The sequence below is a fragment of the Marinobacter sediminicola genome (assembly GCF_031157525.1).
GTDB lineage: Bacteria > Pseudomonadota > Gammaproteobacteria > Pseudomonadales > Oleiphilaceae > Marinobacter > Marinobacter sediminicola.
The window spans coordinates 209,062-234,971 of the sequence record NZ_JAVIXR010000005.1; the positions used below are offsets into that span (position 1 = coordinate 209,062).

Sequence of the window (25,910 nt, forward strand, 5' to 3'; positions counted from 1 at the left end):
TATAAGGATAGGTGATTGCCGAAGCATAGCGTCACTTAGCGGTCGCGAACCCATACCTCTACTCGCCCGTTTCGCAGTTGGCCGCTTTCACCTCCTGAAGTGCCCACCGGCATGTAGTGCCCGTAGCCGGTGTAGCTGACATCAAGAACGTTTAAGTTGTGCAGAGCTTTGCGCACTGAAAGGGCTCGTAATTCCGAGATCATCTGTGCTCTCAGCTCGTTAGTTTGTTGGTCGGCGAAGCCGATCAGCATCAGGTCATCGGGGCTGCGGTTTTCCCTGATCAGGAATTCAGCCACTCGCCTTAAATCTCTTTGCGCCTTATTGTCCAGTTTGGTGCGTCCCTCCGAGAACCGGAAGTTGACGGTCAGCCGGCTGTAGTTGTGTGTCAGCAACTTGAAGGTGGCTGGGGTGCTGTCGTCCAAATCGGGTTTGATCGCGAGTGGGTTCTGGGAAACAAACCCCGACCTGGAGACGATAGTCTGGCCTTCGGCACTCAACGCGAAATCCACGAAGTCTTTCACTATGGCGGCTGCGTTATCACCAGATGTGTACATGAAAAGGCGTCTGGCCAGCGGGTAGTCTTCGCTGGCCACGGTCAGCCTGGAGGGCTTCAATGCGGGTGCCTCACCATCTGCGATTGCCAGCAGCTTGCTGCTGCGTACCGAAGCCAGCCCGGAGAATCCAATGCCGCCCGGGTCGACACTCACATCGTCAGAAAGCTGGTCGTTCGATTCGTAGCGTCTGGCCGATGCGTGGAGCGGGTATTGCTTGCCCAGAACCAGGCTCTTGAAGGTGTCCCAGGTTCCGGAGCGGTCATCCCGTGCGTACAGGGTAATGGGCAGATCGGCGCCGCCGACCTCGGACCAGTTACTGATTTCACCCGAAAATACCTTGGCCAGAGTGTTGGTATCCAGCTGGTTAATCTGATTTGACGGGTGAACCAGCACCGCGAGGCCATCAATGGCAATTACATGCTCGCTTTCAATGCTCTTCAGGTTAGCGTGCCCCGCCATTTGCTGCACTTCTGCTGGTTTGACAGGGCGTGATGAGGCCCACACATCTGCAGTTTGGGTTTGCAGCGCCTTGAATCCTGTACTGGAGCCGTGGGCGGCAACCAGAATTCGAAGTGCGGAGCCATCCTGATTGCCGATCAGAAGTTTCTCGTTATCCGTCCCGTTGCTAAAGGAGCCTACAGGGCCTTGACCACGGCTTTTCAGGAAACCTTCAACAAGCATGGGGGCGAGTTCTGCGCCAATGGTATTGGAGCCGTGAATCTCCATATCTTCGGCGTGGCTGGCAGGTGCATTGACAATAGAAAGCAGGTAGAGCACTCCCAGAAGGGTGCGCTGCAGATGGCGTCGGCGGAGTTGAATCATCGGAAAGCCTCATAGCAACAGATAGTTAGCGTTGCACGAAGAATGCTACAAAACTATTACAGGAATGTTTCAGTGGGAGTGGGTGGTTGTAATAATAGGGGGCCAATTCAGGAGCGTCAGGAAAAGCGGTGAGGGTCCAGTTCCATTTGCAATATGCGCGGGCCAAGCATGATAATCCGTCCGCTATAGCGCTCTTCGCCCGTGGATGTGAAATCGAACATAAAGCGCCGCCAAACGCGGAGCTGGCCTTGGTCATCCCGTTTGAACCAGATGCCGCGCAGATAGATAGCATCGTCAAGCAGCATGACGTCCATGGTTTTGCAGTAGCGGTGAGCGGCCTGGAGCACCGAGTCCTTAATGGCCTTGGCTCGCCACCAGTACCAGATGGCAAAGCCAGCGGTAAAAAGCCAGAACAGTGTTCCTAGAGTCATGATAACAGCACGATAGTGACAGCTTTCCGAATTGTGTAACGGATTAGAGTTTAGCCTATCTTAATTGTGGGGGCATGGGGAATTACTATGGTTTTGATCGAACACGGGCCTGCAGCGGGCGGCGCCCCGCTGTACTGATTGGTGCGCAGATGAGACCATTGTGGACTAGAAGTACCAGGAGCATGTGATTTATGCCGATTGAGCAACCCCACGATTTTGAGGCTTTAGTTGCGCAGTATCCACGCGCAATCATGATTGCCACTAAAGAGCCCAGAATTACCTATGTAAACCACATGTTCCATACTATCACCGGCTATCAGTCTGACGAGGTGGTGGGGAAGACCCCTTCTGTTTTGAGTTCCGGGCTCCATACGCCTGAGTTCTACCGTGAGATGTGGCAGTCTCTGGCCAATGGTGAGCGCTGGGAAGGCTTGATCTGGAACCGGAAGAAAAGCGGTGAAGACTACCCGCAGTGGCTCAGCATTTATGCCATGGAAGACAGAGGCCAGCAGGTTTATGTCGGAATGTTTATGGATATGGGGGAGAGAGGCGGGGCAGATGAGCGCCTGGCGTCACTTGCTTATTATGATCCGCTTACGGAACTGCCCAACCGCTCGTTATTCAAGGAGTTTTTAAACGCTCGCGTCAGCCGGCGCTCGCGTGGTGATACCAGCTTCGCCGTTCTGTTTGTGAATCTGGATTTTTTCAAGATGATCAATAGCCTGCATGGGCATGAGCGTGGCGATGGGGTGTTAAAGCAGGCGGCAAGTTGTATTCAGAGCGTGGTGGGCAAGGATGACATAGTGGCCCGGCTTTCAGGTGACGAATTTGCCGTCATTGTGGAGCTTCAGGAATACGACATGTTGCATGAATTATGCGAGCGCTTGATCCAGGCATTCCGTGCACCTGTGATTGTTGGCGACCGCGAATGCTTCATTTCAGCATCTGCAGGGGCAGCGGTATATCCGGTACACGGGGAAATTGGTACAGAACTTTTGCAAAATGCAGATCGTGCCATGCATATGGCGAAGCTGGCAGGGCGTTCCTGTTATCGCATATACAGCGAGGCAGACGATGAGAAGGGCCGCCGTGAGCATGAGCTCTCGGAAGCTCTGACAGTCTCTCTTAAAACCGCATCGGATGAGTTCCATGTTGTGTACCAGCCGCAGTACGACCTCTGCTCAGGTCAGATTGTGGGCGTTGAGGCTTTGTTGCGCTGGCAACACCCTGAATTTGGAGCGGTGTCCCCTGGCGATTTTATTCCTTTGGCAGAACGCCGTGGCCAGATCCATGAGATCACCTATCAGTTGGTGCGAGGGATTATGGCGGATTTGCGCGAGGCACCTCCGCCCTTGCAGGGCCAGTGTGGCCTTGCAATCAACATATCTGCCCGCCAGATCACGGATGCGCGGCTGGGTGTAGCGATTGGTCCATTGTTTGATCGTATTCGTGAGCTCGGTTGGCGCCCGGAAATAGAGATCACAGAGACCCACGTAATGAACCTCTCTGAGCAAAGTCTGAAAATACTGAGAGCGTTTCAGGAGCAGGGCGTGGGGATAGCGATTGATGATTTTGGAACCGGTTACTCATCACTGGCTTATCTGCAAAACCTTCCAGTGCAAGTTCTGAAAATTGATCGCCAATTCATTAGCCGTCTTGGTGGTCAAGGTGGTGGCTCGCAGATTGTAACGGCGATCCTCGGAATAGCGGAGGCCCTGGGTCTTGAGGTTGTCGCAGAAGGCATCGAAACTCAGGAACAGTATCAGGAACTATGCGAGTTGAGGTGTCAGCGCGGGCAGGGCTTTTTGATGGCTCGGCCCCAGCGCTGGCAGCAACTACAAGACATGATTTCTGATCCCTATCGTAATAGCACGGGTTGAGTTGTAGCTGCCACCGACGGCATTGCCGCTCTCTCGTGATCAAATTGTGCTCATAAAAAAACCGGCTCACCATTCAGTGAGCCGGTTTTTTCAACCTTATCCGCTACCCGTTACGAATTCGCGGGTAACGGCTTTGGGCTAACGTCCTGCTCTTCTTTCCCTTCGTGGTGATCGCGAGCCAGCAAAATGTAGAACGCGGGCAGTACGAAGATCGTGAACAGAGTGCCTATACCAAGGCCAGCGGTGATCGTCAGACCAATAGCAAACCGGCTCTCGGCGCCAGGACCCGCTGCAATGAGCAATGGCACCATGGCAAAAATCAACGCCAATGACGTCATGATGATTGGCCGCAAGCGAATGGCAGCTGCTTCAATAACCGCCTCCACCTTGTTCAAGCCCTTATCCCTCTGCAGCAGGTTGGCAAACTCTACAATCAGTATGCCGTTTTTCGAGACCACCCCGATCAAGGTAATCAAGCCGACCTGCGTGTAGATGTTCATGGTTGCGTAACCAAGCACGATAAACGCCATGGCGCCCGCAACGGACATAGGCACAGAGACCAGAATGATGATTGGATCTCTCCAGCTTTCGAACTGCGCGGCAAGCACCAGATAGATAACCAGCAGCGACAGGAAGAAGGTTACAATCAACGCACTCCCCTGATTTGCCAACTGTCGGCTTTGGCCAGTGTAGTCGTAGGTGAAGCCTTGCGGGAATACTTCATCCGCAGTTGCTTCAATATAGTCCATGGCTGCACCCGCAGAAACGCCTGGCATAACAACACCTTCCAGTGTCAGGGAGTTCTGCTGGTTGAACTGGGTGCGGTCTGAGGGCTCTACACTGTGTTCAAAGCTTACAACGCTGCCCAGCGGCACAAGGTCGCCCTTGCCTGAACGGATATAGTAATCATTGAGTGCCTGCTCATCCAACCGGAACTCCTGATCCACCTGAGGAATAACCTGGTAAGACCTGCCTTCCATGCTGAAGCGGTTGATATAGCCACCGCCTAGCATGCTTGAAAGTGACTGCCCTACGTCTTGCATAGAGAGCCCCAGGTCGGCGACCCGGTCGCGATCCACTTTGATGCGCGTAACCGGGCGATCAAAGTTGATGGATTTTTTCAGGAACATGAAGTTACCGCTACCCATTGCCTTGCCTAGCAGCTCATCGGCCACTTGGTCGAGTTGCTCGTAGCTACTACCGGTAGTGACAACAAACTGGAAGGGCAACCCACCACCTGACCCAGGCAGTGCAGGCATTGCGAATGCCGCAGTTTGCAGGCCAGTTACATGTTTCAGTTCGGCATCCAATTGCGGCTGTACTTCAAACTGGGAGATATCCCGCTTGCTCCAGGGCTCCATTTTGAAACCGCCAAACACCGCGTTGGGGGCAGTGATGCCGATGATCATGAAGTCTTCCTGATAGCCTGGTACCGTCGCAATGCGGTTCTGCACTTCGCTGCCGTGCTCGGTCAGATACTTCATAGTCGCTGTTTGGGGGGCGAGGCCCTGATAGAAAAGAATGCCCTGATCTTCCGTTGGGGCCAGCTCGTTCTGGCTCATCATCACCATGAAGTAAATCGAGCCCAGCACCACCAGCGCAAAGAACACGACCACTGACTTGGTTTGCATCAACGAGCCGAGAATGGCTTTGTAGCCGGAGGAAATGCTGTTGAACGTGTTTTCAACCAGAGTTTCGAACTTGCCGGGGTTGCCGTGGGGCTTGAGCACCATGCCAGACAGCATGGGTGAGAGTGTCAGTGCAATGATGCCCGAAATCACAACCGTGCCCGCCAAGGTGAACGCAAACTCGGTAAAGAGCGAGCCTACAAGACCGCCCATAAAACCGATGGGCGCATACACAGCAACCAGCGTGGTGGTCATGGCAATAATGGGCACCGCCATTTCCCGTGCGCCATGTAGCGCGGCGTCAAATCGTGACTCACCTTCCGCAATGTGCCTGTGGATGTTTTCCACCATGATAATGGCGTCGTCTACCACCAGACCGATGGCGAGAACCATGGACAACAAGGTGAGCAGGTTCAACGAGAACCCGAACATCAACATGATAAACGCACCACCGATCAGCGATAGTGGTACCGCGACCGAGGGCACAATGGATGCCCGAATGGAGCCCAGGCACAAGAATACGACCACGAGCACGATGCCCATGGCTTCAATCAGGGTGCGAATAACTTCGTTGATAGAGTCTTCAATAAAATCAGACGCGTCATATGCGAGCCGAACATTCATACCCGCAGGCAGCTGGCTTTCGATATCTGGCAGATCGTCTTTAACCAGTCCGGCTACCGTCAGAGGGTTTGCACCGGGTGCAAGATCAACTGCTACAAACGTGGCCTGCTTGCCTTTGTACAGTGCCAGCTTGTCGTAGGTTTGAGAGCCCAGCTCTACCCGTGCAATATCCTGAAGGCGAATCTGGGTGCCGCTTTTTTCCTTGACAACCAGATTCCGGAACTCGTTCGGGTCAGACACATCTGTGTCACTGGTCATACTGATTTCGGTATAGGTGCCCTTGGTATTACCGACGGCGGCCTGGTAGTTGTTAGCTCGCAGTTTTGCGACGACTTCCGTAGGCGTCATATCCACGGCGGCCAGGCGCTCTGGATCAAGCCAGATCCGCAGTGCAAAGGGGCTACCCAGTATGTTTGCTTTACCAACGCCGGCTAAAGCCTGGATTCTGGGCTGAACAACCCGTGTCAGGTAATCGGTAATCTGCGGAACATCGAGATCCTCACTGTAGAAGGCGATGTACATCAGTGCCGTTGAGTCACCTGTTGTGGAGGTGATAACCGGATCCTGAGCTTCCGCAGGTAAAACGTTACGCTGACTGGCCACTTTTGCCTGTATTTCTGCCAGTGCGGCGTTAGCGTCGTAGTTCAGGTTCATTTTGGCCTGGATGGTGGAAAGGCCCTGAGAACTGGTAGATGTCAGGTAGTCGATGCCACTGGCTTCAGCAATAGCCTGCTGCAAAGGCGTGGTGATAAAGCCTTTGATCAGGTCTGAGCTGGCTCCGGGATAGGCCGTCGTTACCGTAACGGTGGTGCTCTCAAGCTCCGGGTACTGCCGGATTTCCATTTCCATGGCTGCCCGAACGCCGAGCAGTAGAATAAGAAGGCTAACCACCGTCGCCAATACGGGACGATGGACGAAAATGTCAGTGAATCGCATTACTCAGATGCCTCCTGCGGCTGCTTCTGTTCGCCATTTTCGTCATCCTGAATGGTGACCCGCTGGCCGGCACGGAGTCTCAGCAATCCTTTGGAAACCACTTGCTCACCGGCTTCAAGGCCGGAAGTAATAGCGACCTGCGTATCCCTGGTTTCGCCGGTTTCGACAGAACGGCGATTAACGATCAAATCACCTTCGTCGTTTTCTTCAATAACAAATACGAAGTCGCCATAGGTGTTATAGGAGATCGCAGTGAGCGGTATGGTAACCACGTCTCTATCGTCTGGCTGAAGGGTTTGAATGGTTGCGAACATACCCGGGCGTAACAGTTTTTGTGGGTTGTCCAGAGTGGCGCGTACGCGCACAGTGCGTGTTTCCGGGTTGACGGACGTGTTGATGGCACTGACTTTGCCCTTGAACTCCTGTTGCGGCACAGCGGCAACTGTCGCGGAAACATCGTAACCCCGGGCAACGCTTTGCAGGTTCTTCTCAGAAAGCGTGAAATCCACGTAGATCGGATCAAGCATGTTGATTTCGACGATGGGCGTGCCCGTGGGAACGTATTGGCCTTGGTCTACCATGCGAATACCCAATGTGCCGTCGAAAGGTGCACGGATGACCTTTTTGCTCAGCTGTGCTTCAGTTTCATTAACGCGGGCCTGGGCCGCGTCAAAGTTTGCCTTGGACTCGTCATACTGGGCCTGGGAAACAGCGCGCTTTGGTAGCAGATCGGAAATGCGCTTGAATTCCTGCTCGGCCAATTGTGCTTCGGCTCGGCGGGTGCGCACGGAAGCTTCTATGATCGAGGCGTTCAGGCGAATAAGAATATCGCCTTGCTTGACAGTGTCGCCGGACTCAAAATTAATCTTCTCGATGACGCCGGGCACCTCGTTTGCCACTTCGATGCCGTTAACAGCCTTTATGCTGCCTACAGCCTTGATAGAGGGTGTCCATTGCTCAGTGCGAGCCTTGGTAGCGGATATCTCCGCGGGTGGTTGAGGCTGGGAGAGCATTTCACCCATTTGGCCAAATTGATAAAACTTGTAGCCGAAGATGCCACCAAGCACCACACCGAGGAAAATAATTGCAATCAGGAAGCGGGAAGCAGTGCGCATAAGTCTGGTCCTGGAAATCTCTGTTTGGATGCGGGAAGGATTGATTCGCGACAAAACATAGCATGCTACAAAATTCAGGGTGCTGTTGTCACCGGTTTGTAGGTACTTTTGGCGAACATTGTCGTTACACTAGGTGCCAGAACTACGTTCTTTCAGCAGTAAGGGATCATTCATGCATTGGATACTGGGAATTGCGCTGGCGGCGGCCGTCTTTGTAATTCTGAAACAGTGGGGCAGATTGTCGGCGGAAAAGAAGAAAGCTGCAACCTGGAAGCTCGTACTTATTGTTGGCGGTGTGCTTCTGCTGGTAATGGTTTTAACCGGCCGAGTGCACGTGCTGACTGCCGCCATTGCAGCGTTAATCCCGCTGTTGCGGAAGTTGCCCGAGCTCGTTCGTTTCTTTCCGGCGCTGAATCGGCTGTTTACCGGAAAAGATAATACTGGCGATGCTGGATCAAATGAAGGGCACGCCGGAGCTGGGCAAGCACCCTTTAATGGAATGACAGAGCGAGAGGCCTGCGAAATCCTCGGCGTTACAGCAGCGTGTTCGAAAGCAGACGTCGTGTTGGCGCACCGCCGCCTGATACAGAAGCTGCACCCGGATCGTGGCGGGAGTGATTATCTGGCCGCAAAAATTAACGAAGCCAAAAGTGTATTGCTGCGCACCAGGGAGTAAATGTTAGTGGATGACGTCTACCTTGACCTCAAAACTTCGGTTATCCGACCGGCTGCTATTTACGCTGTAGGCAATGCCTGACTGCTTGCTGGTAGATTCCGTTGACGTGCTACCCAGGGAAATCCACTGTCCAGGTTCTACTCTGCGAATGGTGACGACCGCTTGGGTATCATAACCCTTCAGCTCAGCAGGGTCGGCTTCGAAAGATACGATGTTCAGTTCTACCGAGCGATCTGAAATCACCTGTGGGCTAACCACAAATCCGCTGCGCGTTTCGACTTGGGTCAAGATGGCGGCGGGGTTTCGGCCACCGCGCACTGCGAAGGGCAGAGTGCGTACCTGGCCCGAGCTGATATGAGCAGATTGCCCGTCCATAACTACAAGGCTTCGTTCCCGGGAGCCGCCGGTGCTGGTAACCCTGTGCTCTGCAGTTACGCCAATCTCGTTACGTGTTGAGGTGACACCGGCGCCGGAGCGCTTGCCACCAATATCTTCTGTAGACCGCACTGTGATCCGGAGTTGAGCCGGAGCCACATCGAGGGTGTTTACCAGGGTAGCTATTTCATCCAGCAGATGTTGCTCGCCGCGAACGACCACTTTTTGCCCTTGGGCGGTAATGGACACAGGTTCGCCCTGATAAAGCTCTCTGACCTGGTTGGCAACATCTGCTGCGGGCCGGTTGTTGAGCTGATACGCCCGGGATTCAGCGAGTGCCGAGCCTGCGCCCGAAAGAAGTGCCAGCGCAGATATAAAGAGGAACAGCACGCTGAGATTCCGTAAATTCAGTGTCATAGTTGGTTCCCATCTTTCTGATAAATCCGGTTTGTTTGTTAAATAATCCGGTTTACGGGTTGCCAAGTTGAAAACCCGGGGTATATATTGATAAGCATGAAGACGACACAAGCGATCTGTCAATTGAATGTTCTGCAAGCTTTCGGCCGAAAACCGTTGGCGGCAGTCGCTGCTGTGTTTTTTTGGTGGTTTGGTTATGGCTATTTTAGCCAGAGCCAGGGCCGCCCATAACATCTTCACCAAACGAACAACGAGGATGGCAGCCCGGCGAAAAACCAGGCTGCCGTCGGAATCAAAAAGCCCCGACTGTAGCCCAGCCGGGGCTTTTTTGATTCTGAAGCAAGGAAACGGGAACACAGACATGAACATGCCTTTAAACACTGCCGGGGAACGCCAGATGGACCAGGCGCAGAGTGCCGCCGCAACACACCGACAGGAAACTGCATTGCCAACGCCGGCTGAGCTGCGCCAGCGCTTACCTGTGGATGAGCGACTTGCACGGCAGGTGGAAAGGCACCGCCAAGCTGTCCGGGACATTCTGCACGGCGTAGATGATCGTACGTTAATTGTGGTGGGGCCTTGCTCGGTTCACGACGAAGTGGCTGCGCTGGAGTATGGCGAAAAGCTTAAAGTTCTCGCCGACGCCGTCAGCGATCGGTTTTTGATTGTTATGCGGGCCTACCTGGAAAAACCAAGAACCACAGTGGGTTGGAAGGGGTTGCTGTACGATCCGGAGCGCACTGGGGCTGGCGACCTTAACGAAGGCTTGCTGCGCTCGCGCCGTCTGCTTCTGAACCTGGCGGAAATGGGATTACCGCTTGCCACTGAGGCTCTGAGCCCTTTCGCCATGGATTACCTGGGCGATCTGGTGAGCTGGACTGCCATCGGAGCCCGTACCACCGAATCCCAGATTCACCGCGAGATGGTTAGTGGTTTGCCCATGCCTGCCGGGTTCAAAAACGGGACCGACGGCGGAATCAATGTTGCGATTAATGCCATGCAGTCTGGGGCACACCCACACCATCATCTGGGAGTGTCCAGCCATGGCGCACCAGTAATGGTCAGCACCCGGGGTAATCCAGACACACACCTGGTGCTGCGTGGCGGCCGGGGTATTACCAATTACGACGAAGTGAGCATTCAACATGCCACGCAAAGCCTGGCTGATGCGGGTGTGTGTGCCGCAATCATGGTGGACTGTAGCCATGATAATGCCTGCAAACAGTCAGAACGACAGATCGACGTAGCCCGTGAAGTGATGCGACAGAAGCATGCTGGCAATACCGGAATTCGTGGGCTGATGCTGGAAAGCTTTCTGGAAGCAGGCCGGCAAAACGATGGCGACGACCTGCGTTACGGCTGTTCTATTACTGACCCATGCCTGAGCTGGGATCAGACGGAGGCTCTGCTCCGCTCACTGTAGAAAGCAAGAGCTGCCCCGCCAGTAGCAACAGAACACCGCCCATGAGCCGGTCGAGCCAATGGCCGAAGCGGTTAAAGTTTTTGCGTACGGCAGGCAGCGTGAAAAACACCGCAACCAGGGTGAACCAAAGTCCTGTTGCCAGTGCCATGTATGCGCCATAGCCGGCCTGGATGGCCACCGGCGTGCCAGGGCTGATGACAACCGAGAACAGCGAAACGAAAAAGAGCGTTGCCTTCGGATTCAGGGCATTGGTCAGAAAACCCAACCGGAGGGCAGCAAACCCTGTCTGTTGGGAGCTGCTTTTGGTGTCCACGTAGATTCCGCCTGCCTTGGCTCTCAGGCATTGTACGGCGATCCAGGTGAGGTAAAGTGCGCCCGCAATTTTGAGAACGGTAAACAGCAAAATCGACTGTTGGATGATCAAGCCAATACCCAACAGTGAATAGCTTACGTGCACCAGAATGCCGGCCCCGATACCGGTTGCTGTAAGCAGAGCGTTTTTGCGACTTTGGCACAATGCCTGCCGGAGCATCACAGCAAAATCTGGCCCTGGGCTCGCCACAGCGAGCAGGTGGACGAGCGACACAGTAAGGAATTCTGGCCAGTAACTGTTCATACGGAAATTTCTCTCTAGGTTGGGTATCTGGGCTAGGCTGTATTAAGCATCAGAGTTTGTCAGAACTTTTACCGGCCTGTCAGCATAAATCCAGTCGTCGGTTTTTTCACGTACCGAATTAAATGATCCCGGCTTCTATACTGGTGGAACTACTATTTAGAAATTCACCCCGGTTCCCGGCTTGCGGGAATTACGTTCTGGAGACTGTTTTATGGAAAAGCGAGAAGTTGACGTTGCCATTATCGGTGCAGGTACGGCGGGAATGGTTGCCTACAGTCGTGTTCGAAAGGTCACTGATAGCGTAGTGCTGATTGAAGGCGACCAATACGGCACTACCTGTGCGAGAGTGGGTTGTATGCCAAGTAAGCTCCTCCTTGCCGCTGCAGACAGCGCGTATCAAATGGCGCAGGCAGGTCAGTTCGGAGTGTCAGCGGGCAAAATTTCGGTGGATGGTAAACAGGTCATGGAGCGGGTGCGTTCAGAGCGCGACCGTTTTGTTGGTTCGGTTATCCGCACAGTGGAGGGGTTTCCCGAGGGACATAAGATTAAGGGTCATGCTCGCTTCGCTGGGCCCAACCGCCTCATCGTCGATAACAAAATCGAAATCAGCGCACAGCGCATTATCATCGCAACCGGTTCCCGCCCGAATATCCCAGGTTTTCTGAAGGAAGCGAAAGATCGCCTGGTGGTTAACGATGATATTTTTGATTGGCAGGACTTGCCAGAGTCGGTGGTGGTGTTCGGGCCAGGGGTGATCGGACTTGAGTTGGGTCAGGCACTCAGTCGCCTGGGGGTTCGGGTGCGCATGTTCGGAGTGGGCGGTGCGGTAGGCCCAATCCAGGACGACAGTATTCGAGAGTATGCACTCAAACGCTTCAATGAAGAGTTTCCTCTGGACCCGAATGGAGACGTTAAGCGGGTCGAACGTGTGGATGGTGGAGTGGCTGTCACATATGTTGATGGTGATGCCGGCGAAAAAACTGAAACCTTTGAGTATCTGCTTGCTGCCACGGGCCGTAGACCTAACGTAGATAGCCTCGACATACAGAATGCAGATATAGAGTTGGATGACAAAGGCATGCCTTTGTTCGACGCGCACACGCTGCGCTGTGGCCAGAGTCACATCTTTATTGCCGGCGATGCCAATAACAATCTGCCACTGCTGCACGAAGCCGCCGACGAAGGGCGTATTGCCGGCAACAACGCAGCGTCTTATCCGGAGGTAAGGGCCGGTAAGCGAAGCACACCCCTTGCTGTTGTGTTTACTGACCCTCAGATAGCGAGTGTGGGTTTGACGATCGATGAGGTGGATAAACAGTGCGGTGGCTGCTTCGCCGTAGGTGAAGTGTCTTTCGAAAATCAGGGGCGTAGCCGGGTAATAGGCAAAAACAGCGGCTTACTTCGGGTCTATGCCGAACATGGCAGCGGGCTATTTATGGGGGCCGAGATGTTTGGCCCGGCGGCCGAGCACATAGCGCACCTTTTGGCCTGGTCGGCACAACGGCGGTTGACGGTCAGTGAAATGCTGGAAATGCCGTTTTACCACCCGGTGATTGAAGAGGGTGTGAGGACTGCATTGAGAGACCTCAACCGAAATCTCAATATTGGCCCGGCTCCAGAGGGCGACTGCACCGATTGCGGCCCTGGCGTTTAGGTTGTTGCTTTCTAAGATTGATTCCCGCTATGGCGTGTATGCGATAAGTTAACTTCACGCACACCTGAAGCCTTGGTTATATTGGTTTCAGGTTCGAATTAACAGCCACGAAGGAGATGTACGATGACTAAGAATTTTATTGGTCTGGATAAAGAAAAAACCGTAAAACTGGCCGACTCTCTTAATGATCTGCTGTCCAACTACCAGATTTTTTATATGAACGTGCGCGGTTATCACTGGAACATCAAAGGCGATAACTTTTTTGAGCTGCACGTGAAATTTGAGGAGTTGTACGACGATCTGCTGCTCAAGATTGATGAAATTGCAGAGCGTGTTCTTACGCTGGGGCACCGTCCTTCCCACGCTTACAGCACCTATATTGAGCGGTCGGAAATTCCGGAGCAGAAAGACGTTGCTGATGGCAAAACGGCCATGAACAATATCGTCGATAGCTTTGCCAAGCTGATTGGCAAGCAGCGGGATTTGCTGAATCTTGCAGGCGATGCTCAAGATGAAGGCACAGTGGCATTGATGAGCGACTACATATCCCAGCAAGAAAAAACGGTCTGGATGTATCGCAGTTACCTGGGGCACTAAGCTCAGGAAGCGACTGCGAGGCGGCCAATCGGCCGCCTTTTTTATGCCCGATATTTTTACAATCGCCTACAGTGGGTGTATCACGAATTTGCAGCCAGAGCTGGTACCTCCTGGTGCAGGAACCACTTTTCAGTCACCACCCTGCGCGTAAACCAGTGGGATCGCATCAAGGTGCCTGCAAGCGGCATTTTGATCCAGTCCGGCACCTGAAAACCCTCTTCGGTAACAGATCCGCGGTGGCCAAAGCGCGCTGCTATTGCATCGCCATAGGCCTGCAAGGAGGCGGCGGAGAAGTCCTGTGCATCCCGGATGACGTCGGCCGCCAGTAGTGCGGACTCAATCGCCGGACGAATCCCTTCGCCACTTTGGGTATAGGCAAGCCCCGCCGCATCGCCAATAAGCAGCAGGCCATCGTCTACCAGCGCTCGTGCTGCATGATCATAGAGTAAATACGCATGACCCTTGAAGCGCCCGGGCAGGTCGGAAGGAATCCTGCCTGCCGCTTTCATACTCTCTACAAAATCCTGTAGATGCTCCGTGAGTTTGTGGTTGTCTTCGCGGCCCAGGCCAATGTTCAGGAAGTTACCTTTGCGAAATACCCATGCGTATCCTTTGAGGTCTTTGCAGAACCAGAGCTCGGGTGTGTCTCCTCGGGCTTTGCAGGCTTTGGCCTGCTCCGGGGTCATTTCGAATTCGATTTCCTTGGCGGCCACGACAGTTTCATGGCCTCCCGGGCCATCGCCAATCAGCTTCGCAACCGGGCAGAAGTGCCCGCCGGCACCCACCAGCAATGGGGCGCTGAAAGTGTTGTTGATCAGCCAGTAATCATCGTTTCGAACAATGCTTTTTACGGGCGTGCCAAGCTGTTTCGGCACGCTGGTTCTCGCCAAAAGGTAATCGTCAAACTCACAGCGCCGGATACCATAGCTGATGGTACTACCATGATCGTTTTCCACTGCAGGCTGCCCCATCATTCCAATTCGGAAGCGGCGTATAGGCTGAAGCGTTCGAGCATTTCCGTATTCAATCAAATCAATGTCGAGGGCTTCAATAACGGCAGGAGTTACCCAGCCGGCGCAGGTTTTGTCCCGAGGGAAATCCTGCTTATCAACCAGCAGAATACGCTTGCCACTATTTTCCAGAGCTTTGGCCAGAGTCGACCCCGCCGGGCCGCCGCCAACTATAATCAGGTCATAAGTCTCCATAGCCGGTAACCTCAAACGTTTTCGGGGGCCGCGGGGAAGTGGTACAGGTCCTGTCGGGTTGCTGGCAGTTGGTGGTTGTCGCCGTGGGTGAATACAACCTGGAAAAGCTGCAGTGAGCCAGCTCGAAAGGCGGCAATGGATCCGGCCAGATACATTCGCCAGGCACGGGTGAAATGCTCGTCGTACATATCAGCGATATCCGCCTCTGCCGCATTAAAGCGTTCCAGCCAAGCACTTAGGGTGTGGGCATAGTGGAGGCGGAGGTTTTCTACATCGAGCACGGAAAAACTGCTGTGTTCACACAGCGTCATGATTTCCCCAATACTTGGGGGGTAGGCCCCGGGGAAAATGCGCTTTTCAATCCAGGCGTTCATCAGCATGGGCGTGTTTCGACCAATGCTGTGAAGCAGCGCCATGCCGTTGGGACGGAGTGAACGCTTTATCAGTTCGGATAACGCGAGGTAGTTCTCCTTGCCTACATGTTCCAGCATGCCCACCGAAACGAATGCATCGTATTGTCCCCGGATGTTTCTGTAGTCGTCTTCGATGTACTCAATCTGGCTTTCTAATCCATGCTGGCGCGCTTGTTCGCGCGCATAGGCGATCTGTTCTCTGGAAATGTTGTAGGCGTGAACGGTTACCCCATAGTTCCGAGCCATGTAGCGTGCAAGCCCGCCCCAGCCACAGCCGGCCTCAACCACAGTCATGCCCGGCTTGAGCCTGAGCTTTCTGCACACATGCTCCATCTTTGCCAGTTGTGCCTGCTCCAAGCTCAGCTCGGGCCGCTCGTAGTAGGCGCAGGTGTACTGCATTTCGGCTTGATCCAGCCAGAGCCGATAGAAGTCGTTACCCAGATCATAGTGATGGTGAATATTGTCACGAGCTTCCATCAGGCCGGTTGAGCGGGGGTTGTGGTTTCGCCATAAGGCTTCAAGCCATCTAGGCCATTTTTGCCGGGCTTGATGGATAGACTGGTAGATCGCGACCATGAGTTCCGGCAGATCGCCCTCAACATCCAGGCGCCCGGCGCTGTACAGGTCTCCAAAAGCCAGGTTTGGATTGGTAACCAACGCATAGAGCGCCTTTGGGTCTGAAAGCGTTATGGTGAAACGGGCCGGTTGCTCCGGCGGTTCAATCACATCGCTGTTCCATAGCTGGAAGCGGACCGGGGGAGACCCAGCCATGCGCAACAGCTTGGCTATCAGCCAGCGCTCGTGGGTGTGGGGTGCGCGCTCTACATGAGTGTCCTTTAAAGGAAGGTTCAGGACATGACGCTGATTGGAATGTTCATTTGGCCCAGTGGATAGAGTGTTACGTTTAATGCTCTTTGGGACGCTGTTCTGGTTCACGGACTCTTCCTCTTTACCTTAACATTGCTGTTCAGGCCGGCAGCTCGCCGCCAAGGCTAATCCCGAATACTCATCTGAGAATGTTTGATCGTTTGTTCAGTATAGAAAATGTTTTGCGTTTGTCAGGTCGGTGCGGGGATAAGAGTAACAGCCGGGTCGGGCGACCCGGCTGCAGAAAGGCTCAGTAAGACGAACTCATACCAAACCACTCCGGGAATACCACGATCATCGCGAGTACCAGCACCTGCAGCAGGATGAACGGCAATACCCCTTTGTAGATGTCGACGGTTCGAACGTTTGGCGGCGCGACCCCTTTGAGATAGAACAGGGAGAATCCGAAAGGCGGGGTGAGGAAGCTGGTTTGCAGGTTCATGGCGATGAGTATGGCGAACCAGAGCATGTTGATGCCCAGAGCTTCCGCCACCGGCGCCAGAATTGGCACGATGATGAAGGAGATTTCCACAAAGTCGATGAAGAAGCCCAGTACCATAATCACCAGCATGGCGAGAATGATAAAACCCCACTTCTCGCCCGGAAGCGCCAGCATCCATTCTTCCAGCAAGTAATCGCCCCCGGTGTAGCTGAAGACCATTGAGAAGGCCGTTGCACCGATCAGTATAGCGAACACCATGGCGGTTACTTTAACCGTATCTTTCGAGGCGTCCCACACCATCTGGAATGAGAACTGACGATAGATGATGGCCAGAATAATGGCGCCAACGCCGCCCAATGCGGAGGATTCTGTGGGTGTTGCGATACCGGTAAAGATTGAGCCAAGCACGATAACAATCAACGCCAGCGGCGGTATGATCGCCAGCAGGGCGTTCATGATTTCCTTTTTGCGGGACACGCTGTTGTCTTTCGGCATGGCCGGGGCAGTCTCCGGCTTGAAGCGGGTCATGACCAGGATATAAACAATGTAGAGGCCGATAAGAACGACGCCCGGCCCGACAGCAGCTTTGAACAGATCGCCAACGGGAAGCCCAAGCACATCGCCCAGGATGATCAGGATGATCGACGGGGGAACTATTTGTCCCAAGGTTCCCGCCGCACAAATAGTGCCGGTTGCCAGGCGCTTGTCATACTTGTGAGCCAACATGACAGGCAGAGAGATCAATCCCATGGCAACCACACTGGCCCCTACAACACCCGTGGAGGCGGCAAGCAGCGCGCCCACTAGAATGGTCGATATGGCCAAACCGCCAGGCAGGCCACCAAACAAACGGCCCATGGACGTTAACAATTGCTCTGCCAGGCGTGTGCGCTGCAGAACAACGCCCATAAAGATAAACAGGGGCACGGCCATCAACACCGTGTTGTGCATAACGCTCATGATGCGATAGGGCATGAAGGCGAATAGCTCCATGCCTTCTGCAAACACACCAAAGAACAATGCTACGCCGCCAAATGTAAACGCAACAGGGAAGCCCAGCATCAGCATGAACAGGGCGACGAGGAACATAATCATGCCGATCATGCGAGGCCACCTCCGCTGTTTTCAACATCGTACTGTTTGTCGCCCGCCATCACGCGCAAGGCAAAAGTGGCCATGTTAAGGCCGGCAATAGCGATAAAAAACGCCGATAGCGGGATCACAGATTTGATGATCCACCGATGGGGCAATCCCCCCGGATCGCCACTGCCTTCGCCCATGGCGTAGGCGTCCAACGCAAAATCATACCCGTAAATCCCTATCAACCAGGCAAATGGCACAACGAATAGTAGGGCGCCTATCAGGTTCACCCAGGCTTTGGCCTTGCCACTCCAGCGTGTGTAAAACACGTCAACTCTTACGTGGCCGTCAGTGCGTAATGCGTAAGGGATGCCGAGCAGAAATACCACTGAGTAAAGGTGCCATTCCATTTCTTGCATGCCGATGGATACTTCATTGAACGCGTATCGAGCGACAACATCGTAAAACACGTTGCCCGTCATCAGTAGCATTGCGACGCAGGCAATCCAGCCGCAAAAAATGGACACACGGGCGAGGCCCTCATCCAGCTTTATAATCCACTGCATTCACTATCCTCCGCCTGGGGGCTGGCGATTTTGCTGTTGCTATAAACAATAAAACCGGGATCACCTTCAGAGCGATCCCGGCTCCTTTTCAGACGCTATCTTACTGCACTGTGCCCATAGTGTTCAGGTAGGCGCGTTCAGAAATATCAGTATAAGCGCGGCTCTGTTCCAAATAGTCCTGCTGGGATTTTACAATTCTGGCTGCCTGCTCGTTGCTTTCAGATGCTTCTTTCAGGAGCTTCTTGTTGGCATCGTACATAGCCTGGAAAATGTCCTGCGGGAACTGTTTGATTTGCACGTTCGGGTAGTCTTTCTTGATGTTGGCCCAGGCTTCCGCGTTGGCGTGCTGAGAAAGCACCAGCATGTCGTAGGACGCGGTGCGCATGGCGACACGCAGGATTTCCTTAAGATCAGCCGGTAGCTTTTCCCAAACTTTCTTGTTGATCAGGAACTGCAGCTCGGTGGAGGGCTCGTGCCAGCCGGTGTAGTAGTAATCGGCAATCTGCTGGAAGCCAAGGCGCAAATCCAGGGCTGGGCCTACCCACTCAACCGCATCAATGGTGTTACGCTCAAGCGCGGTGTACAGCTCGCCCGGTGCAATGTTGGTGGGGTTCACGCCCACTTCCGCGAAGACTTCACCGGCGAAGCCCGGGATGCGCATTTTCAGACCTTTCAGGTCATCCAGTGATTTGATTTCCTCGCGAAACCAGCCGCCCATTTGAACGCCAGTGTTACCGCCGGGGAAGGAGAGCATGTTGTGAGGGCTGTACACTTCCTGCATAAGCTCCATGCCACCGCCATGATAAAACCAGGCATACTGTTCCATGGCATTCATGCCAAAGGGCATGCTGGTGAAGAACAGAGTTTCGGGAACCTTGCCTTTCCAGTAATAAGAGGCGGAGTGACCCATGTCGTACTGGCCAGCCTTCACCATATCAAATACGCCCAGAGGCGCTTTATGTTTGTTGGCAGAATCTATGCGAATCTTCAGGCGGCCGTTAGACATGGCCTCAACGGACTTGGCGAAGTTCTTGGTGGTGTCGCCAAAAATCGGGAAGTTAGGGCCCCAGGTTTCTGCCATTTTCAGGGTGAAAGTGTCTTGTGCAAATGCTTGTGCTGAGGTGAGCGTAGCAGCTACGGCGAGTACGGCTGCCGATAGAACAGAACGAATTTTCATTGCTCTTGTGTCCTTTTGTCATTGTTATGGATCGAGCCGGACCTTCTTTGGAGAGGTCTTTCAACTAGTTTACATTATCAAGTAACTCACCACAGTAAAATGAAAAACAAACCCGGTACGACATAGGTCGTAGGGCGGCTTCAAAGGTCGGCCATTCGCCCGATCTGGCTGGAAAGCTGCATGGCTTCGTGTTGCTCAAGGGCGAGTAAGTCCTCAAGTAGTGTTTTTGCGCCTTCGATTTCCGCCTTGCCAATGAGTGTTTTGTACAGCTCCATAACCTCATCGTGGAAGGCAAAGACTTCTCTGGCTATGTCATCAAAGCTCATGGTGGTGAGCCGAGGGTCGCAGGCCGCTCCAGGGGTAAACGGTGTGTGCTTCTGATAATCATAAAGGCGCGTTTGCATCACGTTGGGGTCGGCCTGCTTTTCGAATTCTACAACCGCATTTGCCAACCGGGTTTCATGGCTGGCAACGTAATCCATCAGCGCACTTGCGCGCTCATTGCTGTGCTTTTCCGCTGCATCATGCAGGCACTTTGCCAAGTGGGAGTGCAGTTGGCGAGTCCAGTCAATCAGGTCTTCAAAGGTTTTTATTTCCATGGTCGAACTCCGTTAATCGGGGGTTTGTTCAAGCCAGTGATCACAGATTAGCCTATTCGGCTACTTTTGCTGCGGTGCCGATTGTCCGCGCTGTGCTATTGCGGTTGCGCCAGCTTCTGAACCGACGCTGCGCGGGTTTCTCAACGGTGTAATGAATCAGTGAGGCGAGCGCGATTGCTGTGCAGAGCGCAAGAGCTACGCCCAACCATCCCGGCAGGCCTGCGCTGTAGCTCCAGCTAATCACCCCATATCCAATGTTCTGGTGCACCAGATACAGGCTGTACGAGAGACCGCCCAGCCACAGTAAAGGCCGGTTGGCCAGCCAGTTCAGTTGCCCGGCAACGGCCATAGCAAACACCGCGAAGCAGCCCACAACAAACAGACTGTAAGGCATTTTGTAGGCAAGTAGCCCGTGGCAAACCGCCAGTGCCAGCAATACGGCATCCCCCACCACCGGGCGGCCGTATCGGTATAGGCGGTAAATCAGCATGCCCCCGATAAACAGTGGGGCATATTTCACAAACATCAGGTCTTTGACCAGGAACTCCACACTCTCGGGTATCTGTTTCCACCAGATCACGCCCACGTAGCTCACCAGCATCCACACCCAGAAGGCCAGGCGCAGCCGTGACCAGTCTCGCAAGGTATAAAACAACAACGCCATCCAGCTGTAGAACGTCACCTCTATTACAAGGCTCCAGTAAGCGCCGTCCACATGCTCAGCGCCAAAATATTCATGGAGTAAGGTTGCGTTGAGCAAGGCCGTTTCAAAACTGACCGCGCGGCTTTCGGGGCCCAGAAAATGCACAGATGTGAACGTAAGAATAATGCCGGCCCACAGTGCTGGCAGCAGCCGCACCGCCCTAGCCAAACCAAACCAGGCGGCATTACGGGTGCGCTCAAGGGTCATGAAGATAACGAAACCGCTGAGAATGAAAAACAGATGCACGCCGTAACGGCCAAAGAGCAGTGTGTCTGTCAGCAGCTGTGGCAACTCGAAGGAATGGCCAAAGAGTTTGTCGTAATAGGGCAGATAATGAAAAAGCACCACCCCCAGAGCTGCGAGGCCGCGCAATGCATCAAGACTGCCCAGCCTTGCCTGAGATGGGTTCATAGCCGGTTCCGTCGGGATTTCGCTTTATAGTAGCTTGCTTTTGCGCCCGACAATACGGATGAGATATACCATTCGCTTGCGGTAGGTATACCATGTGTTAACACACCGAGCTGATAGGGAGAGCGCCATGGGTACAACACTTGGCATTATCGAAGGCTTTTACGGGCCAGTATGGAACTGGCAGGAGCGACAGCAGCTGGTTCGCGCGCTGGCGCCCCATGGATACGGCTTTTATCTGTATGCACCCAAGGCCGACGCCTTTCTGCGCCGCCGCTGGCAAGAGCCTCACCCGCCGGAAATGGTTTCAGAATTAGCGGAGTTTGGCCGGTTTTGCCGTAAGCAAGGCCTGCGATTTGGTATTGGCCTGAGCCCCTTTGAAATCTTCAATAACTTTGAAGATGCCGCCCGTAGCGCGCTGGCCACAAAACTCGAACAGCTTGATCGTATCGGGATTGATGAGCTGGCCATACTGTTTGATGACATGCGCGCCGACACTCCGGGGCTTGCTGAAACTCAAGTAGAAATCATGCACTGGATTCGGGAGCGCACTCAGGCTCGGGTTCTCTCAATATGCCCCAGTTACTATTCGGATGATCCGGTGCTGGACCGTGTGTTTGGAGAGCGCCCACCGGGTTATTTGGAAACCCTTGGCCGCCTGCTGGATCATGACATCCAGGTTTTCTGGACCGGAGAGGAGGTCTGTTCCCGAGAGATTTCTCCGGGGCACCTCAAACGGGTGAATGAGCAGCTTGGGCGCAAACCTGTGCTCTGGGACAACTACCCGGTGAACGATGGCGACCGCATGTCGCAGCACCTCCACCTGCGAGGGTTTACAGGCCGGCCGGCGGCTAACGGGGCTTATATTTCTGGCCATGGCATCAACCCGGCGCTTCAGCCTACGTTAACCAGGATACCTGCCATAACTCTGGCGGAATCCTATCGCCAGGGTTCTGAATACCAGTACGGACATGCGTTTTTCAATGCTGCCAAGGAAGTGCTGGGAAGGGAGTTGGCAGAGCAGCTTCACAGTGATTTGCTGGTACTTCAGGACGCAGGGCTTGGGCGAATCAGCGAGGAAAAGCGGCAAAGCTTAATGCGCACATACGATGCCTATGATCACCCGGCAGCCACTGAAATTCTGCGGTGGCTAGTGGGTGAGTACAAGGTGACGGATGAGATGGTTCAGACACAGTGAGGTGCGTTTCACGAGCCCGATACTAACCGCCACGCAGACTCTTTGTTTTGCTGGCCACTTCCACATTAACTAAGGTTCAGGTGGTACCATTGCGCCCTGCTTTTTCAAAAAACGCAAAGGAGTGCTCTGAGTTAATCAGTGCTTGCGGTCGTTATGAAGTACCTTGTTGTACTGTTGTTACTGGTCACCATGCCATTGGCCAGAGCAGAAGTCTCACCGGATGACGTAAAAAAGCTCGTAGAAGCCAGTCGACTTGACCTGCAAGTATTATCTTTCCGCCTGAGCGTTTCTGAGGCCAACAACCGGACTGCCCGGGGAGCGCCCACCGAAAAGCTTGCACGGATTCTCCGCGACTTCGCCGGTAAGCTCGATATCCAGGCGATTTATAGCTATTCGGTGCAGGAGTTCACCAAATCCCTGGAACAAAAGCATCTGGCGGGCCTAATGGAATGCTTCACCAGTGATGCCATGAAAAAATACCAATTCGCTCAATACCAGCGACTGACCAAGCAGGGCGCACAGGCCTTTCGCGATAAACTGGTGCCCCTCGACCTGGGCATTACCGAGCCAGACCCTGATCGAATGGAAAAAATGAAACCTCTGCAGAGCCAATATCGCAATCCGGAAATCTGGCTGAAGGCCACAAAGCAGATGTTCTGGCTGATGAATCTGGACATGAAGGAAAAGTACCCGATGTTAGGGCGAACCCGGGAAATGATGGACTCATACTATAATGAGGCCGAGTTCGAAGAGATGTCCCGTGAAACGACAAAATATAGCCAATTAGTCAGTTACGTTATGCTGGAACAACTGAGTGATGCAGAACTGGCTGAACTCAAGGAGTGCCATTCAACACCGGAAATGAGGATGTTCGATGAGAGCACAATCCGGGGGCTCTATAAATACCTTGTAGACGCAGAGGCATCTTGGGTTACTTTGGCCGCGAGGGGTGAGCGTTAGCGCTGAGCTTGGCGGCGCCACGTCAGTGGCGTCCGGTGGAGGCCGCAGGCCGGAACGAACTTGATTGACTGGTTAAATGTCGTCACGCCATTCTCGGTGTTTGCGCACACCCTCGTACTCAAGCCATGGAGCGCCATGTGAAACCCAAATATGAGCCTCTGGCCTCAATTCAGGATCAATGTCCAAAGTAGCTACCCGAACGATTACATGTGGCTGCGCCGGCCTCTCTGCCACCAACTGAGACCCACAGCATTTGCAAAAATGACGCAATTTCCCTGGCGAGGACTCGAACGTTGAAATGGAACTTGTACCCTTCAGCCAGCGGAAATTCTCGCGCTTTACGCCAGCCGTAGAGGCAAATGGAGCAGCGTGGGCTTTACGACAAGTTTGGCAGTGGCAATGCACAATGGGCATATCCACAGAGTCTATTTCGTAACTTATCTCACCGCACAAACAGCTTCCCTTCAGCCCCATGAGGGGATCTCCTTCTGTACATTTATTAACGCCAGAGCGCACCGGCGCACTTTAGTGCGTCCGGGTGCCGCGAATTGTTATTCATTCCCGGCAGACTCGACGCTATGATGCCAGAGAACTTTGCCAGATTTAGACACAGCTACACTCTCAATCATGCCTCCATCTTGGAAGCTAAAAACCATGTCTTCGAATCCTTGGAGGCTCGGATTGTCTGTTGGGATCTTATTGGCGCCCAAGAACATCAATTCAGAAGCCTCGCATTCCTCATCCAATCTGGATAATGCCTCTAGAAAGAGGTACTCATCGGGTAGCATCACTGGTTTTTTAATAGAGAGCCATTCAAGCAATCGTTTGAACTCATTGAAGATCCTGTCCCATTCTTCCAGTGTTTCTCTGACTTTCTTATGAGCTGCGGGAATGGCAAAAAATAGGCCGGTTGCACCAGACAGAATCGTCACGGAGACAACGAGCCAGTCTGCTCCTTTGCCGATGTTCTTGGTGCCTACCTCAGCAGGAACATAGCCCCCCGGATAGCTTTCAAATTTCTGAAGAAGGCTCTCAACTTCCTCCTTCTCTCGCTCAACTTTGTGCTGCGATGGGTCACCAAAAGGATTAATTATAATTTCCATTAGTCGACCGTTACTCCTTTTGCATAACGCTTAGGTAACCGGCACCGGAGCGCCAGCGAAGGGAACCAAAAGCAGTAAGCTTTTGGTGTCCGGTTGACCGTCTGGTTATGCATGTTTCGGCCACATGCCATCCATCATCACAGGATAAGTGACTGGCTTGTAGTGGGTAAATTCAATGTCTCTAACATGGGTGAAGTCTGTCCAGAGCTGCCGAGCGCCTTTCATCCAGCTCGACGGCTTAACCCGTTTTTCTATTTTTTCGACTTCTTGGGGAGTAGCTTCACGAATCGGCCCAACTTTGCCGTATAACCTCACTCCAGGTGGGGTAACGAAGCGACCTTTTAGTAGAGAGCGCAGCCAAAAAAAGCGGCCTGCGTTTACCGCCATGATGCATACGTGAGGGTTTTGATCAATATTGCTACCCAAAGCTTGGGCATAGTGATCAAAGAAATACCCTCGCTGATCATCACCTAAAAATACTGTGCCCACAGGCGTTATGTGAGGTGTTCCGTCCGGATTCACGGTTGCGATTGAACAATAGAGAGTCGAGGCTTGCCCCTGCTCCAGTACCGCCTTAACTTTTCCCCAATCATCCTTGATACTCATAGTTTCTCCCTTAATGCATAACGCTTGCAGCATGCGCGCCCACGCAATGAAGCCGAAGGCGCAATGTAGTGGGCGTCGCCGTGCCTGCACTGGTTATGTGCTTTAACCATTGAAACTGAACACCACCAGTTTCTTGTCGGGTATCACCATCAGGACGGCCTCATCCATGAACGAATAGTACGAACCACCGGTTCGTCCGCTCTCTACTATGTCGTCATACAAAGAGTCACCAATACTCCCGCCGCAAAGCAGTTCATATGACCAATTTTCCGACCTGGCCCAGTCACCCCTAGGAGTTTCCATCCACTCCCCATACGTATAGTACCGGTCAGAATGACCTCGAGCCTGCCCTGATTCCTCAAAAAACTTAAGACCTTGTTCTTGGATGGATTCTGCTGTTTTACCGCCCAATTTGTAGACGGCAGTACCACAACCTTCCCTGAGCCCGGAATCCGAGGTAATAGAAATGCGGTAACTGAGACCAATATTCTCGGGAATAGCTTGTCTATACCAGTAATCCTCGAATAGATACCACGCCCCGATTAGGGCAACGACAATTAGTCCGACAACCTTTAAAGCCTTCATGATTTCGCGAGCTTTCCTTGCACATAACGCCGCCAGCATGCGCCGCTACGGAATGGAGGCGAAGCTGCAATGTAGTAGGCGTCGCCGTGACTGGCCTGGTTATGTGTGGCCAGGCACCTCTTCTAAGTTCCGAATCAAGTCTTGCCTTACCAGCTTTGTGCTGCCGTCAGATCTCTCAACACGATATGACTTCGGCGTTTCTTTGATACATTTAACACCGTTTTCATACTCAATCTCATAGCGACCAGTT

The 25,910-nt window shown here is 53.4% G+C and carries 24 protein-coding genes; 7 read left to right on the forward strand and 17 right to left on the reverse strand.

The features are described 5' to 3' along the window. Nucleotides 1-35: 35 nt before the first annotated feature. Complete coding sequence (locus RG807_RS09750) at nucleotides 36-1,376, reverse strand: substrate-binding domain-containing protein (protein WP_309044745.1); 1,341 nt, start codon at nucleotides 1,374-1,376, stop codon at nucleotides 36-38. Between the two features lie 116 nt (nucleotides 1,377-1,492). Then, nucleotides 1,493-1,807 (reverse strand): DUF3301 domain-containing protein, encoded by a 315-nt coding sequence (locus RG807_RS09755; protein ID WP_298452559.1) that lies wholly within the window; start codon nucleotides 1,805-1,807, stop codon nucleotides 1,493-1,495. Between the two features lie 191 nt (nucleotides 1,808-1,998). Between RG807_RS09755 and RG807_RS09760 the strand changes: the two genes are divergently transcribed. After that, nucleotides 1,999-3,687: a putative bifunctional diguanylate cyclase/phosphodiesterase gene (locus RG807_RS09760; protein ID WP_309044746.1), complete on the forward strand. Its 1,689-nt coding sequence runs from the start codon at nucleotides 1,999-2,001 to the stop codon at nucleotides 3,685-3,687. Between the two features lie 110 nt (nucleotides 3,688-3,797). Here the strand turns inward: RG807_RS09760 and RG807_RS09765 are convergent, their stop codons facing one another. Continuing rightward, nucleotides 3,798-6,875: an efflux RND transporter permease subunit gene (locus RG807_RS09765; RefSeq protein ID WP_309044747.1), complete on the reverse strand. Its 3,078-nt coding sequence runs from the start codon at nucleotides 6,873-6,875 to the stop codon at nucleotides 3,798-3,800. Then, nucleotides 6,875-7,990 carry an efflux RND transporter periplasmic adaptor subunit gene (locus RG807_RS09770; protein WP_309044748.1) on the reverse strand — a complete coding sequence of 372 codons (1,116 nt, stop codon included), beginning with the start codon at nucleotides 7,988-7,990 and terminating at the stop codon, nucleotides 6,875-6,877. The genes RG807_RS09765 and RG807_RS09770 overlap by 1 nt, the downstream gene beginning before the upstream one ends. A gap of 172 nt (nucleotides 7,991-8,162) precedes the next feature. On the opposite strand from RG807_RS09770, the gene RG807_RS09775 reads away from it, so the two are divergent. Next, nucleotides 8,163-8,666: a J domain-containing protein gene (locus RG807_RS09775; protein ID WP_309044749.1), complete on the forward strand. Its 504-nt coding sequence runs from the start codon at nucleotides 8,163-8,165 to the stop codon at nucleotides 8,664-8,666. Between the two features lie 3 nt (nucleotides 8,667-8,669). Here the strand turns inward: RG807_RS09775 and RG807_RS09780 are convergent, their stop codons facing one another. Continuing rightward, nucleotides 8,670-9,458 carry a secretin N-terminal domain-containing protein gene (locus tag RG807_RS09780; RefSeq protein WP_309044750.1) on the reverse strand — a complete coding sequence of 263 codons (789 nt, stop codon included), beginning with the start codon at nucleotides 9,456-9,458 and terminating at the stop codon, nucleotides 8,670-8,672. A gap of 361 nt (nucleotides 9,459-9,819) precedes the next feature. On the opposite strand from RG807_RS09780, the gene RG807_RS09785 reads away from it, so the two are divergent. Further along, nucleotides 9,820-10,881, forward strand: a complete 1,062-nt coding sequence (locus tag RG807_RS09785; protein ID WP_309044751.1) for a 3-deoxy-7-phosphoheptulonate synthase — start codon at nucleotides 9,820-9,822, stop codon at nucleotides 10,879-10,881. Here RG807_RS09785 and RG807_RS09790 read toward each other — a convergent pair. Further along, the gene (locus tag RG807_RS09790; protein ID WP_309044752.1) at nucleotides 10,826-11,497 is read right to left on the reverse strand and encodes a LysE family transporter; all 672 of its coding nucleotides are present in this window, start codon (nucleotides 11,495-11,497) and stop codon (nucleotides 10,826-10,828) included. The genes RG807_RS09785 and RG807_RS09790 overlap by 56 nt on opposite strands. A gap of 211 nt (nucleotides 11,498-11,708) precedes the next feature. On the opposite strand from RG807_RS09790, the gene RG807_RS09795 reads away from it, so the two are divergent. Both RG807_RS09795 and RG807_RS09800 read left to right on the forward strand, forming a co-directional pair. Continuing rightward, the gene (locus RG807_RS09795) at nucleotides 11,709-13,151 is read left to right on the forward strand and encodes a dihydrolipoyl dehydrogenase (RefSeq protein ID WP_309044753.1); all 1,443 of its coding nucleotides are present in this window, start codon (nucleotides 11,709-11,711) and stop codon (nucleotides 13,149-13,151) included. Nucleotides 13,152-13,274: 123 nt separating this feature from the next. Beyond that, on the forward strand, nucleotides 13,275-13,748 hold the full coding sequence (locus RG807_RS09800) for a Dps family protein (RefSeq protein WP_309044754.1): 474 nt from the start codon (nucleotides 13,275-13,277) through the stop codon (nucleotides 13,746-13,748). An 80-nt stretch (nucleotides 13,749-13,828) separates the two neighbouring features. Here the strand turns inward: RG807_RS09800 and RG807_RS09805 are convergent, their stop codons facing one another. The 7 genes from RG807_RS09805 to RG807_RS09835 form a co-directional block, all read right to left on the reverse strand. After that, nucleotides 13,829-14,953: an NAD(P)/FAD-dependent oxidoreductase gene (locus RG807_RS09805; protein ID WP_309044755.1), complete on the reverse strand. Its 1,125-nt coding sequence runs from the start codon at nucleotides 14,951-14,953 to the stop codon at nucleotides 13,829-13,831. Nucleotides 14,954-14,964: 11 nt separating this feature from the next. Then, the gene (locus RG807_RS09810; RefSeq protein ID WP_309044772.1) at nucleotides 14,965-16,275 is read right to left on the reverse strand and encodes a class I SAM-dependent methyltransferase; all 1,311 of its coding nucleotides are present in this window, start codon (nucleotides 16,273-16,275) and stop codon (nucleotides 14,965-14,967) included. 208 nt (nucleotides 16,276-16,483) lie between these two features. Beyond that, entirely contained in the window at nucleotides 16,484-17,779 is a 1,296-nt protein-coding gene (locus tag RG807_RS09815; protein WP_309044756.1) for a TRAP transporter large permease, read from the reverse strand. Further along, nucleotides 17,776-18,321: a TRAP transporter small permease subunit gene (locus tag RG807_RS09820; protein ID WP_298452593.1), complete on the reverse strand. Its 546-nt coding sequence runs from the start codon at nucleotides 18,319-18,321 to the stop codon at nucleotides 17,776-17,778. Before RG807_RS09820 ends, RG807_RS09815 begins: the two co-directional genes overlap by 4 nt. Before the next feature lie 100 nt (nucleotides 18,322-18,421). After that, on the reverse strand, nucleotides 18,422-19,498 hold the full coding sequence (locus tag RG807_RS09825; protein ID WP_309044757.1) for a TRAP transporter substrate-binding protein: 1,077 nt from the start codon (nucleotides 19,496-19,498) through the stop codon (nucleotides 18,422-18,424). Between the two features lie 140 nt (nucleotides 19,499-19,638). Further along, on the reverse strand, nucleotides 19,639-20,097 hold the full coding sequence (locus tag RG807_RS09830) for an ATPase (protein WP_309044758.1): 459 nt from the start codon (nucleotides 20,095-20,097) through the stop codon (nucleotides 19,639-19,641). 52 nt (nucleotides 20,098-20,149) lie between these two features. Beyond that, nucleotides 20,150-21,211, reverse strand: a complete 1,062-nt coding sequence (locus tag RG807_RS09835; protein WP_309044759.1) for an acyltransferase family protein — start codon at nucleotides 21,209-21,211, stop codon at nucleotides 20,150-20,152. A gap of 127 nt (nucleotides 21,212-21,338) precedes the next feature. Here RG807_RS09835 and RG807_RS09840 point away from each other — a divergent pair, with 127 nt between their 5' ends. Together RG807_RS09840 and RG807_RS09845 are read left to right on the forward strand one after the other, a co-directional pair. Next, on the forward strand, nucleotides 21,339-22,406 hold the full coding sequence (locus RG807_RS09840; protein ID WP_309044760.1) for a beta-N-acetylglucosaminidase domain-containing protein: 1,068 nt from the start codon (nucleotides 21,339-21,341) through the stop codon (nucleotides 22,404-22,406). A 153-nt stretch (nucleotides 22,407-22,559) separates the two neighbouring features. Then, nucleotides 22,560-23,366, forward strand: a complete 807-nt coding sequence (locus tag RG807_RS09845) for a hypothetical protein (RefSeq protein WP_309044761.1) — start codon at nucleotides 22,560-22,562, stop codon at nucleotides 23,364-23,366. Between the two features lie 72 nt (nucleotides 23,367-23,438). Here the strand turns inward: RG807_RS09845 and RG807_RS09850 are convergent, their stop codons facing one another. The 4 genes from RG807_RS09850 to RG807_RS09865 all read right to left on the reverse strand — a co-directional run bounded on the left by RG807_RS09850 (nucleotide 23,439) and on the right by RG807_RS09865 (nucleotide 25,660). Continuing rightward, on the reverse strand, nucleotides 23,439-23,840 hold the full coding sequence (locus RG807_RS09850) for a GFA family protein (protein WP_309044762.1): 402 nt from the start codon (nucleotides 23,838-23,840) through the stop codon (nucleotides 23,439-23,441). A 77-nt stretch (nucleotides 23,841-23,917) separates the two neighbouring features. Then, complete coding sequence (locus RG807_RS09855; RefSeq protein ID WP_309044763.1) at nucleotides 23,918-24,469, reverse strand: hypothetical protein; 552 nt, start codon at nucleotides 24,467-24,469, stop codon at nucleotides 23,918-23,920. A gap of 105 nt (nucleotides 24,470-24,574) precedes the next feature. After that, the gene (locus RG807_RS09860) at nucleotides 24,575-25,075 is read right to left on the reverse strand and encodes a pyridoxamine 5'-phosphate oxidase family protein (RefSeq protein ID WP_309044764.1); all 501 of its coding nucleotides are present in this window, start codon (nucleotides 25,073-25,075) and stop codon (nucleotides 24,575-24,577) included. A gap of 102 nt (nucleotides 25,076-25,177) precedes the next feature. Further along, nucleotides 25,178-25,660 carry a hypothetical protein gene (locus RG807_RS09865; protein WP_309044765.1) on the reverse strand — a complete coding sequence of 161 codons (483 nt, stop codon included), beginning with the start codon at nucleotides 25,658-25,660 and terminating at the stop codon, nucleotides 25,178-25,180. Nucleotides 25,661-25,910: the final 250 nt, after the last annotated feature.